At 41.1% G+C, this 12,532-nt stretch carries 11 protein-coding genes; 7 read left to right on the top strand and 4 right to left on the bottom strand.

The annotated features are described in order from the left end of the window. Positions 1-11: 11 nt before the first annotated feature. Positions 12-1,658 (top strand): protein-glutamine glutaminase family protein, encoded by a 1,647-nt coding sequence (locus tag ACN20O_RS02580; protein ID WP_491636918.1) that lies wholly within the window; start codon positions 12-14, stop codon positions 1,656-1,658. Further along, a complete protein-coding gene (locus ACN20O_RS02575; protein WP_491636916.1) occupies positions 1,658-1,918 on the top strand; it encodes a hypothetical protein in 261 nt (86 codons plus the stop codon). Before ACN20O_RS02580 ends, ACN20O_RS02575 begins: the two co-directional genes overlap by 1 nt. On the opposite strand, the gene ACN20O_RS02570 is transcribed toward ACN20O_RS02575, so the two are convergent. The 3 genes from ACN20O_RS02570 to ACN20O_RS02560 are packed head-to-tail and all read right to left on the bottom strand — an operon-like array spanning position 1,919 to position 3,347. Further along, positions 1,919-2,116, bottom strand: a complete 198-nt coding sequence (locus ACN20O_RS02570; RefSeq protein ID WP_491636914.1) for a methyltransferase family protein — start codon at positions 2,114-2,116, stop codon at positions 1,919-1,921. Next, positions 2,113-2,481 (bottom strand): YbaN family protein, encoded by a 369-nt coding sequence (locus tag ACN20O_RS02565; RefSeq protein WP_491636911.1) that lies wholly within the window; start codon positions 2,479-2,481, stop codon positions 2,113-2,115. The genes ACN20O_RS02570 and ACN20O_RS02565 overlap by 4 nt, the downstream gene beginning before the upstream one ends. Beyond that, entirely contained in the window at positions 2,478-3,347 is an 870-nt protein-coding gene (locus ACN20O_RS02560) for a LysR family transcriptional regulator (protein ID WP_491636908.1), read from the bottom strand. Before ACN20O_RS02560 ends, ACN20O_RS02565 begins: the two co-directional genes overlap by 4 nt. A 186-nt stretch (positions 3,348-3,533) precedes the next feature. On the opposite strand from ACN20O_RS02560, the gene acnA reads away from it, so the two are divergent. The 5 genes from acnA (at position 3,534) to ACN20O_RS02535 (ending at position 11,420) form a co-directional block, all read left to right on the top strand. After that, on the top strand, positions 3,534-6,197 hold the full coding sequence (acnA, locus tag ACN20O_RS02555; RefSeq protein ID WP_491636907.1) for an aconitate hydratase AcnA: 2,664 nt from the start codon (positions 3,534-3,536) through the stop codon (positions 6,195-6,197). A 151-nt stretch (positions 6,198-6,348) separates the two neighbouring features. Continuing rightward, positions 6,349-8,196, top strand: a complete 1,848-nt coding sequence (locus ACN20O_RS02550) for a S41 family peptidase (protein WP_491636905.1) — start codon at positions 6,349-6,351, stop codon at positions 8,194-8,196. Between the two features lie 136 nt (positions 8,197-8,332). After that, a complete protein-coding gene (locus ACN20O_RS02545) occupies positions 8,333-10,516 on the top strand; it encodes a carboxy terminal-processing peptidase (protein WP_491636903.1) in 2,184 nt (727 codons plus the stop codon). Between the two features lie 4 nt (positions 10,517-10,520). After that, positions 10,521-10,745, top strand: coding sequence for a hypothetical protein (locus tag ACN20O_RS02540; RefSeq protein ID WP_491636900.1), 225 nt, complete (start codon positions 10,521-10,523; stop codon positions 10,743-10,745). 33 nt (positions 10,746-10,778) lie between these two features. Next, positions 10,779-11,420 carry an RDD family protein gene (locus ACN20O_RS02535; RefSeq protein WP_491636898.1) on the top strand — a complete coding sequence of 214 codons (642 nt, stop codon included), beginning with the start codon at positions 10,779-10,781 and terminating at the stop codon, positions 11,418-11,420. On the opposite strand, the gene ACN20O_RS02530 is transcribed toward ACN20O_RS02535, so the two are convergent. Then, on the bottom strand, positions 11,421-12,506 hold the full coding sequence (locus ACN20O_RS02530) for a type IV pilus twitching motility protein PilT (protein ID WP_102244288.1): 1,086 nt from the start codon (positions 12,504-12,506) through the stop codon (positions 11,421-11,423). Positions 12,507-12,532: the final 26 nt, after the last annotated feature.

The following is a 12,532-nucleotide window of genomic DNA, read 5'->3' as shown; positions in this document are numbered from 1 at the left end:
AGGAAGAAAAAATGAGAAAGCTTTGCGCTGGTTTATTTGTCGTTTGTTATTTCGTTCTAAATGCCGTTGTTCATGGAGCAACGATTGAAATTGAGGGGAAAGCACTAGATTGCCCAAAAGATTCAACTGGTGTATTTGTTTGTGACAAAGACGGATCAAAAATTCTTGTCGTTGATACAGGGTATGGCTTTTCTGCTGTTTCAAAAAGTAGTAGCAAGTATCCCATTATAAAACTAGTCGATAAAGTTTCAGACGGAAGCCGAGTTCTTTTTGAAGCTTCTGATTACTTAAAATCAAAAGCTCCTGATTCAAAAGTTAAAAGATTTAATGATTCTAAGTCCATTATCACTTCTCTCAATGGAGTTAAACATCCATTGGCCCAAGAGATTATTGCCGACGCTAAAGAGTATTTAAAAAGTCATAAGGACGGAGAAAAAGAACTTAGTCTTACCATTAGTGGAGACGAAGGGGCTTATCAGTGTCGAATGGGAGATACGAGAAAACTTTTTCAAACTGAAACGATATTAAATGATTTGTACGGTAATGTTAAGTGTGAGTACTACTCGTGCCAAAAATCTGGATCAGATGAAAAGGTCCTGGCCTTCTTACCAAATGAAGGATCTTTTCAAAATGCTTCTGTTCTAAAGATGAAAGATGGACAGGCACAGTATCTAACTGGCGGTTTTAAAGCGACGGCTTCTGATGGAATGACTTATTTAGAAGAAGGGAAGAGTGAATCTGATGATGAACTTTATGATCCTCGCCTGGCCAAAGCAGATATTGATCCCTCTTTAATGATTCCTTCAAAATATGAAGAGAGTAAAACGAGCTTTAGTTATTTAAGCAGTCTTGCAGAAAATAATTTCCAGGCAGATTCGGAAGGCCTATGTAACAGCAGCAATGTTAAAGATCTTTTTGCGCTTCAAAAGAAAATAGGAAAGGAGATGAGAGATCACCTTTCTGAGGCGGAGTTGGTTGAATACTTAAAAATGGTTGATGGAAGTATCAGTTCTTATTACGTAGATAAGAAAAAAGGACAATCGCTTGGATGTCTATACCAAGGAAAGATTGTTGATAACAGTGTCCTGGCAAAATTCGATCACTTGAAGGATATTTCAATTCCTAAACCGGTGACAAAGTATTTAACGGAAGAGGAAGTTCAGAAGCTTTTTACTGATGCTAAAAACATGAAGGATATTCCATTTGGCTACAAGTACGATGGCTGTTATGCACGTGCTCACATTATGTCTCGCCGTTTTGAACAGATGGGCATTGCTGCTCAAAAAGTTTGGATCAAGGGAGTTCTAACTGTTCCTGGGACAGATATTGAGTGGAACTATCACGTGGCTCCAGTTGTAGAAGTTAAAAAGAAAGATGGAAATATTGAAAAGTATGTTATCGATCCTTCATTAACTGATAAGGCCGTGACAGTGGATCAGTGGGTGGCGACAATGGATCGAGGATACAAAGGGCCGATCATGAAGACGACTTATCCATTTCCATTAAACGGTGGTAGTTTTGATCGCACAGTTGTGGCAATTTCATCAGCAGAGCCTCTTGCTCCAGCGGATATGATCGCCACTGAAGAGCAGAAGATGGAATTTTCGACTCAGGTTCTAAAACAATTTTCTGAAGTGCTTGCGAGCAGAGGTAAATAATGAAACTAGTCATTCTTTTTGGTTTTTTAGTTGCGGCCAATGCGCAAGCGATGACTCTTACTAAAGACTTAGTGACAACAAGACTTAAATTCAACGACGCTAAAAAAGTTTACGATGTAGATTTTCTCAACGAAGCGGGGATTTATAAAGCTGAAGATAAATTTTTTTCGTGCTTGCAAAGCTCGCTTAAAAGCAAAAAACCAGTAAAGGTGACTTATGATCCAATGGGATTGAAGCTCACAGACTGCGTCTCTAAATAATCACAGCCAGCGTCTGACTTTGTTTTTGTAATCGACGTAAGAAGCTCCGTGCATCTTTTCTAAATACTCTTCTTCTAAGCGCGTCTGTATTTGCATTAAGATGTGAGCGATTAAAAAAACAACCAGAGACCAGACATTGGGAAGCACCAAACAGAAGAGAATAAAAAAGAGGAAATAAACAACGAGATAGATTTTCATTGTTTTGCCTTTGAAGGACGAGTCCAGATAAATGCCAGCACCGCCAGAAGAACAGAGGAAGCAAGAATCTTAATCCATAAATCGATATTAAGTTTTGGAAAGCGCCAGCCAATAACCAGAAGAATCATCACCGTTGCCAGCCATTTGGCCTTGATTCCGATGACTCCACTTTGCTGCCAGTCTTTAAGAGGTGGTCCAAGGTATTTATGTTCGAGCATCCACATGTGCAATCGGGCGCTCGATTTAGAATAGAAGAAAGCGGCCAGCAGTAAAAAAGGCGTCGTTGGAAGAACCGGCAAGAAAGCGCCGATGATCCCCAGTGCGAGGCTTAGATGGCCAAGTAAAAGATACGTAATTTTCTTCATGAGTCTATATCGTCGAAATACTCTGTAATGTTAGTTTTTAATTCATTGTAAAACGGCGTGAAAATTTCCAGCTGAGCAATGGTTTTTCTGGTCACCAGCGAGATCGGACGATTCACTTTCAGTGTTCTATAATGATTCTTTTTTATATGAAGTTCTTTACAAAGGCCAAGGGGAATAAGCCCGTTGCCTAAACCAACTTTGGCCATTTGATAGACGGCCAGGAATGACTCAACGTAAATCACAGAATTGGAAAAGAGGTGAGGATATTCTTTTTTGACCGTAGGCCCAATACTTTTCCAGGTCGCTGAGTTTTCTTCTATGGTAATAAGCGGAAGGTTTTTATTAGGCTTCGTTTTATTTTCTGCGTGCAAAAGAGCAAGAGGCTCATCGACTAAATGAAAACTCGCCAGGTCTTTTCGCATATCGTTTGAAGTACAGATCCCCAATTGGTATTTTCCCAGAGTCACGTTTTCAAGTAGCATTAAGCTTCGGTGAACGTGAATATCCAGGCGAAGATTTTTAAAAGATCGCAGAGTCTGATTGATGACCTTAGGTCCAAAACTTCCGGCAATAGAGTCGGAGAGAGCTAAAGAGAATTGTGAAATATGAGAGCTCTTTGTTTCAGGTCCAATAGAAAGATTTTTAAGTTCTAAGAGCAGAGGTTTCGCTTTACTTAAAAACTGCATGGCCTCAGGAGTTAGCTTAAGGCGTCTGCCATCTGGTTCGACCAGCTTCATATCCAACTCAACTTGTAGGGCATGGATCCTTTTGCTCACTGCAGACTGAGTCAGACGTAACGCGAGGGCCGCTTGAGAGACTGTTTCATGTTTTTCTAAGGCTATAAGGGCTTCAATTCCATCCAACATATTCCATATTCTACTATATTATATTCAATTAATTCAATTTTTTCTTGTATAGAATGACGCTAGAATAAGTTCGAGACGGCAAACACGTGGAATTTCTCATAATGGAGGGAAATTCCCTCGTGACGAGCTTTTTTATAAAGATTATACTAGGCCCATCATAACATTTAATCTCACAAAGGAGACACCATGAGCAAGGTGAAAAAAACACTACAGGTTGGTTCTAAGAATTACGCTTACTACTCACTAAAAGAAGCAAAAAACTTAGGTCTAACTGACATCGACAAACTTCCAAAGTCATTAAAAGTTTTATTAGAGAACTTACTTCGCCATGAAAACGGCAAAGACGTAACATTCGACGATGCTAAAGCAATTAACGAGTGGGCAAAAACACAAAAATCTGACCGCGAAATCGCTTACTATCCTGCGCGCGTACTAATGCAAGACTTCACTGGGGTTCCAGCAGTAGTAGACTTAGCAGCGATGAGAGAAGCGATGAAAAAAATCGGTGGAGATCCAAAAAAGATCAACCCACTTATTCCTGTAGACTTAGTTATCGATCACTCGGTAGCAGTAGACTTCTTCGGGAGATCTGATTCATTCGATAAAAACGTTGCTCTTGAATACGAAAGAAACAAAGAGCGCTACACGTTCCTTAAATGGGGACAAAAAGCATTTAAAAACTTCCGCGTAGTTCCTCCAGGAACAGGAATCTGTCACCAGGTTAACCTGGAATATCTTGCTCAAGGTGTTTGGACAAAAACTGAAAATGGTGAAACGACTGCATACCCAGATACATGTGTTGGGACAGACTCACACACGACTATGATTAACGGTCTTGCCGTTCTTGGATGGGGTGTTGGTGGTATCGAGGCTGAAGCGGCAATGCTTGGTCAGTCAGTAACAATGACTGTTCCAGAAGTTGTAGGTTTCAAACTTACAGGAAAAATCAATGAAGGCATCACTGCGACAGACATCGTTTTAACTGTCACTCAAATGTTACGTAAGCACGGTGTAGTCGAAAAATTTGTTGAGTTCTACGGACCAGGGGTTAAAGCTCTCTCTCTTGCAGACAGAGCGACAATTGCGAACATGGCACCGGAATACGGAGCGACATGTGGATTCTTCCCAATTGATGAAAAGACAATCGACTATTTAAAATTCACAGGAAGAACTGCTGACCAGGTAGCTCTTGTTGAAGCTTACGCAAAAGAGCAAGGTCTATGGCTACACGAAGGTGACGCTGATCCAGTGTTTACTTCAACTCTTGAACTAGACCTTTCTAAAGTTGTGGCTTCTCTATCAGGACCAAAACGTCCTCAAGATAAAATTGAACTAACTGCGGCAGCAGACGCATTTGGAAAAGAGCTTGTGGGAGCTTTCAAAGTAGACCCATCGCAAGTAAATACTGAGTATGCCGTTGAAGGTGCAGACTTCAAACTTAAGCATGGTGCTGTGGCAATCGCTACAATCACTTCATGCACTAACACTTCAAACCCATCTGTTATGATTGCAGCTGGTCTTGTGGCGAAAAAGGCAAGAGCTCTAGGGCTTAAGTCTCAGCCATGGGTAAAAACAGCTCTTTCTCCTGGGTCTAAAGTTGTAACTGACTACCTTGTAGAATCTGGACTTCAGCAATCTCTTGATGAACTAGGATTCACACTGACAGGATACGGATGTATGTCTTGTATTGGGAACTCTGGACCACTTCCAGAAAACATTTCTAAGTCAGTTAACACAAACAACCTGGTTGTGACGTCAGTTCTTTCTGGTAACAGAAACTTCGAAGGTCGTATCAACCCAGACGTAAAAGCTAACTACCTGGCCTCACCTCCTCTAGTTATTGCTTACGCTCTTGCAGGTAACATCAACATTAACATCACTAAAGATCCAATCGGAAAAGGTGCTAATGGACAAGATATCTACCTAAAAGACATCTGGCCGACTCATGAAGAAATCAACACAATCCTTAACGGGAAGTTAACAAGCGCAATGTTCAAAAAGCGTTATGAAAACGTGTTTGATGGGGACGCTCACTGGCAAGCAATCAAGACGACAGAAGGAGACTTCTTCTCTTGGGAACCAGATTCAACTTACATCAGAAACCCAACTTTCTTCGAAGACATCACTGGTGGAAAAATCAGCACAATTAAAGTTGATAACGCTCGCATTCTGGCACTATTTGGTGACTCGATTACGACTGACCACATTTCTCCAGCTGGTAACATTAAAAAAGCTTCTCCTGCCGGAGCTTACTTAACTGAGAAAGGTGTATCGGTAGCAGACTTCAACTCTTATGGATCACGCCGTGGTAACCATGAAGTTATGATGAGAGGAACATTCGCTAACATCCGTATTAAAAACGAAACTGCACCAGGAACTGAAGGTGGCGTAACAAAATACGTACCATCTGGTGAAGTAATGCCAATCTACGATGCAGCGATGAAGTACATCGAAACAAAAACTCCACTTGTGGTTATCGCTGGTAAAGAATACGGAACAGGATCATCACGTGACTGGGCAGCTAAAGGAACATTCCTTCAAGGTGTAAAAGCAGTAGTGACTGAATCGTTTGAACGTATCCACAGATCGAACCTGATTGGTATGGGTGTTCTTCCGCTAGTCTTTGAAGCGGGAACAGACAGAAAAACTCTTGGGCTTGTAGGTAACGAGACAATCTCTCTAAACCCTCAAGGAGAGTTCAGACCTGGAATGAAGTATGAAATGACAATCACAAGAGCTAACGGCGAAGTGGTTAAAACAATGCTTACTTCACGTGTGGACACTGCTGATGAGCTAAACTACATCACAAATGGCGGTATCCTTCAGTATGTACTACGTAATTTAAAATAGCCAAAACAGCTTTAACTAGCTGGAAATGAGAAGGGGGTGTCTAAATATTAGACACCCCTTTTTTATTTATCATGTAACTATTTCTCTTCCTCCCATAGGTCCTCCTTAAAAAGCTAGAATCAAGCATTCACTGAAATGGAAAGGAGACACCATGTTTAAGACATCAGTATTGTCAGTTCTGCTTATGACTTCAGCTTTATCAGCTATGCCTGCACAGGCCGGATTGTTGGATCTTTTTAAGAAACCAAACATTCAGTCAGAAGCTGTTAAAGATGTTTATTCAGGTGTGAAGTTCACATACCTTGATACAGAAGACAGACTTCTTATAGTTAACAGCTTTTTAAAGACTGTTGAACTTGAGTATGCACTTCTACCACTTAAGGCACAGAGAATTGGATTAGACTTTAAGAAAGTCAAAGCAGAGGCCTTAGCAGCTGAAGAAGCGGCAGGATCAATCACACTTTCAGCGGCCGATAGAAAGGACCCGGTTCTAAAAGATAAAATTGCTGATCTTCAGGCCGTGGCAAACATGGAGTTCTTAGATAGAATGCAGCTTCTTGTTGCTAAGTTTGAAGACACACATTTTGGTATCAACGAAACAATCTCAAGACCATTTATCTATAACGGAATCAGATTCTTTAGAGTTCAAGGAAAAGTCGTAATCGGTTCTATTGAGCCAAAGTTCATTTCAATGGTACAAAAACTTTCAGGTGCAGATTTATCAGGCCTAAGAGTGGGTGATGAGCTTCTGGCAATTGATGGAATGAGCACTGAAGACAAGGTCAATGAACTTAAGGCCTATATCGCGGGAAGCTCTGACGAGTTTAGAGATTCACAAGCGGTGCGTTCACTGACTTTAAGAAACTTTAAGTACGACAAGAAAAACTATATCAATATCAGGTTAAAGAATGCCGGCAACCTGAAGTTGCCGACTTTTGTTAACAACCCAACTTCAGAAACGCTAAGACCTGATGCACGCGCTTTTATGAAGCAGTTTAATATTCCTTCAGACACAGCGGCTATCGGAATCACTTTTGATAGAGCGACAAATAAATGGACTGATTCTGGTTTAGCTTTTGAAGGTTACTCAGTAAGAAAAATCCAGGGCAATATTAAAGGTCTAACTGAGTACGCTGATGACGGTGGAAGTGTTGGAATGAGAACTGGTTACTATATCAACAAGGGAAAAACATACGGCTACCTACAGCTTATGACTTTTGCGACAAAAAACTTCAAGTCGGGAAATACAACTCAAACTTTCCTTGATGCCATCAGAAGTTTTATTATCGAGCTAAAAGAAAATGAACTTCCACTGATTTTTGACCTTCGTTCAAACGGTGGTGGTAATGGAAACTTCCCGTCAGCAGTTTTATCAATGCTTGCTGAAGAAGGAGTGGTGTACCCGGGAGCAACTTCAGGGATGAGAATCACTCACTATATGCGCCAATTGCAAGAACCATTTATGCACCAAATGGTTAACGCGGAAAATGAAAATACGATCCTAACAGGGGACGAGTTCAACGCGATGTTTGAAGATGCCATTGATAACCGTCTGGATTATTCGCCAATGTATGCGGCTGACCCGACGCCATTTGATGCCAAAGTAAAGGGGTTCAGTAATAAGATTGTGGCCCTGGTAACGGCCGACTGTATTAGTGCATGTGATAAAATGTCTTTCCTACTAAAATCGTCAAAAAGAGCGACGATCATTGGAACACATAGCAATGGTACTGGAGCAGGGTATTTATCAACTTCTGAGCTAAACACAGAGTGGACGGACCCTCTAAGAGTGCTTTCAAGCCGAGTTCCAAACTACCTGTTTGGTTTACCTGGTAAATCTTTTGACATCAACATCTTCGAAGCTGATAGTGTTTCAAAAATGTGTACGGAAAACATGCCAACACAGGCAGACGTAGCATACTCAAACACTATGGTTGATATCACAAGAAATAACCTTGGTTGGTTACAAAAAGCTGCTCAGGTTCTTGAAGAGAAATAGTTAACATCTAAGATCGGATACTCTCGGTAGGCCCAGACACAGGCCTACCGAGCAATTTTTTCTTTTGACTCCTCCTCCCTAAGTTGGGGTATTATTGATTGATAGACTTTAGGTCCTATACAATCTTGGAGAAAAAATGAAACGTCTGTGTCTCGCATTGGTGCTTTTACTTTCTTTTAACGCGTTCTCGCAGGCGAAAGACCCAAGAGATCCGAGGCGCGAAAAGCTCATCGGTAACATTCTAAAAAATGCACTAGAAACATACCACTACCGTGGAATCAAAATTAACGACGAAGTGTCTCAGAAAGCTTTCCAGCAATACTTAAAAAAGATTGATGGTTCAAAGCAGTTCCTGACAAAAGGGGACATTAAAGAGCTTGAAGCTTATCAGTTCCAGATGGACGATGAGATGGTGAGCGGTGACTATGTTTTAATTGAAAAAGCGGGCGCTGTTTTAAAGAAGAGAATTGCTCTTGCAGAAGCACTAAGAAAAGAAGTGTTCAAGAAACAATTTGATTTCAATGGTAATGAAACTCTTGAGCTAGACCCGGAGAAAAGAGACTGGGTAAATGATGAGTCAAAACTTAAGGCCAATTGGGAAATTGTTTTTAAGCAGGCCACACTTAACAAATATCTTTCATTAATTGATGAGCAAACTGAGAAGTCAACTCCAAAAGGAGCAAAAGCTTCAACGAAGCCTGTAAAGAAAATGAAAGCAGAGAAAAAATTAACTGACGCCGAAATGAGAGCAAAAGCTCATGAATCAGTTTCTAAAAGATTCCAAAAAATCTTTGAGCGTCTTGCAGCTTTAGACAGAGACGATCAATTAGATAACTTCTATAACTCAATCTCTGCGGTTTTTGACCCGCACACAAACTACCTTGCAGCAAAAAAGAAAGAAGATTTCGATATCGACATCACTGGGAAACTTGAAGGAATCGGTGCCGTTCTGCAGGAAGATGGATCGTTCATTAAGGTTGTTCAGATCGTTCCAGGAGGCCCTGCTTGGAGAGGAAAGGAACTGGAAGCAGATGACATCATTCTCTCAGTTGCTCAAGGAAACAAAGAAAGTGTAGACCTGACTGATATGAAAGTGGACGATGCTGTCCGCTATATCCGTGGTAAAAAAGGAACTGAAGTTCGTCTGACAATTAAAAAAGTTGATGGGACAAGAAAGATCATTTCAATTATCCGCGATGAAATTGAAGTGGCCGCTTCATTTGCTAAGTCTTCTGTGATCCAGATGAAAGACTCTGACGTAAAAGTTGGTTACATTCAACTTCCAAAATTCTACCGTGACTTTGAAAATGCAAAGATCAATTGTACAGATGACGTAAGAAAAGAAATTGAAAGACTAAAGAAAGCTAAAGTAGACGCTATCATTCTTGACCTAAGAAACAATGGTGGGGGAGCTTTAGAAGATGCTCGTTTAATGTCAGGACTATTCCTGGAAAAAGGGCCGATCGTTCAAGTTAAAAACCACATGGGTCAAATCGAAGTCCTGGAAGATGATGATCCAAGTGTAAGCTACGACGGACCATTAGTTGTTCTTCAGAACCGTTTCTCAGCTTCAGCTTCAGAAATTCTAGCGGGTGCAATGCAGGATTACGGTCGTGCTGTTATCGTTGGTGGGGATTACTCTCACGGAAAAGGAACTGTTCAGGCGGTATTAGACCTAAACCGTGGACCATTAGTTTCAATCTTTGGTGAAACAATGGGAGCACTAAAAGTTACAATTCAGAAGTTCTACCGTGTAACAGGTGCTTCAACTCAGTATAAGGGAATTACACCAGATTTGATCCTTCCTGATATTTTTAGCTATGTAGAAAGCCGTGAAAAAGACCTGGAGTATTCACTTCCATGGGATCAGATTCAGGCCAAGCCATTCACTAAATGGTCGAAGTTTACTTACAACCTTCCAGACCTAAAAGCAAAGAGTGCAGCTAGAGTAAAAGCTAATCCTCGTTTTGCTAAGATCAACCGCAACGTTGATTACTTAAACAAGAAAAAGAAAGAAACAATTGTTTCTCTTAACCTGAAAAAAGTTCAGGAAGAAGAAGTGGCCAACAAGAAAATGGCCGAAGAACTTAAGCTTGAAGAAGAAAACAAAAATGTACTTGTCACAAGCTTTGAAGACTCACTTAAAGCTCACGAAAACATCCGCCCTGGCGATATGAAGAAATGGTCGAAAGACTTCGAGCAAAGAAAAGAAGAGTGGGTTAAAACTCTAAGACAAGACGTTGTGTTAGAAGAGGGTGTGATGATCGCTGGAGACATCGTGAAGTCACTAAGAGTAAAGAGTACTGTTTCTTCAAAATAAAATTATGTTAGATAACCGCGAAGTAAATGCTATTTTAGAAAAATTAGAAAATCTCGAAGACGAGACCCTGGCCGTTGAACTCCTTAAGGAGTTCAACGCTGCCTCTGGGAAATTAGGAAAACTACTTCTGAATCTGGACAAGTCTCTCGCTCATGATGAGTGGAAAGGGGAGTGTGATAAGGCCCAAAAAGACTTGGACAAAATTGTAAAACGAATTAACGATTTATAAGATTTCTGCGAATTAAGAGAAAGGAAGCTTTTAATGAGTGACAAGAAGGGCAGTTCGAGCAAAAAACTTGGTTCTACATGTATGCCTGAAGGGCGCACAAGCATTATTAAAAAACCCGTCCATGGTGAAAAACTTATTCTTGATGAGCCAAGCATCAAGGCGAAAACTCGCACAGAGCACTACCAGGAACTTTCTAAAAACGACAAAGTTAAAGATGAAGAGGATTATTATGATTTCTCTTCTCCGATCCAGCGCGGCCTGGGGCTATTGATAGATGCAGCCTTCTTATTTGGGATCTATAAACTGATCTGGAAACTCTCTTCTGTAGAAGTCAAAGTTATCAATTATTTTCTGGATAAATATAAGCTGCAGTTTATGTTTGGCGAGGCTGCTTTGTTAAAAGTGGTGCTGGTTGCAAGCCTTGGTTTTGCCTTAATCCTTGCTGTGGTGATTCCCGCAGCCTTCTTTAATTCAAGCCTTGGAAAAAAATTGACCAAACAAAGAATCAGAGGGGATGAGAAATACACGCTTTCTATCTCTCAAGCGTTTTGCCGTGAACTTATCTGGAAGCCTTTAAGTATTGCCTGCGTCGTTGGGTTTGTGCTGCCGTTCTTTGATAAAAAGAAGAAGTCACTTCACGATAAGATGTCAGGAACGTTTATCATTCGCGACTAACTATTCAACAATCAATTTCTGAATGAAATCGGCCTGTGATGAAACTGCATCCAGCGCCACTTCTTTTTCAATGAATCCTTTCTGGTAAAGGAACATGATGTGTTGATCGAAAGTCTGACCACCGTTTGTCGATTTACCTTGTCCCTGAGAAATAATGTGCGGGATGCGGTTTAAATCGTCTTTGCCACTGATACAGTCGCGGATACCAGGTGAAGTCACCATGATTTCCTGAGCAATCACTACGCGCCCGTTAATCCCAGGAAGCATACGTTGTCCAATGATGGCGTATAGATTTTCAGCAAGTCTCTTTCTCACTTCTGGCTGCTCGTGAGTCGGGAACATGGAAATGATTCGGCCAATAGTTGTCACTGTATTTGTTGTATGGAGAGTAGAGAAGACAATGTGTCCTGTCTCTGCTGCTTTTAAAGCGATATTAGCGGTAATTGGGTCGCGCATTTCTCCAATTGAGATAACGTCAGGGTCTTGTCTTAAAGCGGCCCTTAAACCTGAAGCGAAGTCCTCAGTGTCGCGTCCCACTTCACGTTGAGAGATACGCGCCTTTTTCTGTGGGTGCATATATTCAATCGGGTCTTCAATCGTCACGATGTGAGAGGCGCGGTTTTCATTGATATGATCGATCATTGCTGCAAGAGTCGTACTCTTTCCGGAACCTGTGGCACCGGTTACCAGGATTAGACCGCGTTTTTGAAGAGCGATTCTTCCCAGTGTTCTTGGCATATCCAGTTCGGTAAGATTGGGAACTTTAGTGTTGATAACACGAAGAACGATCCCAATATTTCCAAAATAACTGAAGATATTGTAGCGCAGACGACATAAGTCGGGGATAGCAAAAGCCCCGTCTAGTTCGGCCTTGGCACTAAAGTGATTATCAATATTTTGATCAGAGACCAGGATTTTAACGATGTCTTTGACGTCGTTAGGGGTAAATATTTTTGTTTGAACTGGGATGAGTTCCCCTCGGATTCTTAAACATGGGACTTCGTCCGTTCTGATGTGAATGTCACTGGCCTTGTGTTGGATGGCCACCGAAATCAGTGAAGCGAGGTTTTTTAATGTAAAGGCCATGGGTTTTCGTGTTTCCAATATCGTTT

The sequence above is a fragment of the Bacteriovorax sp. As-1 genome (genome assembly GCF_058446905.1).
This window is presented reverse-complemented; position numbering and strand designations above follow the sequence as displayed.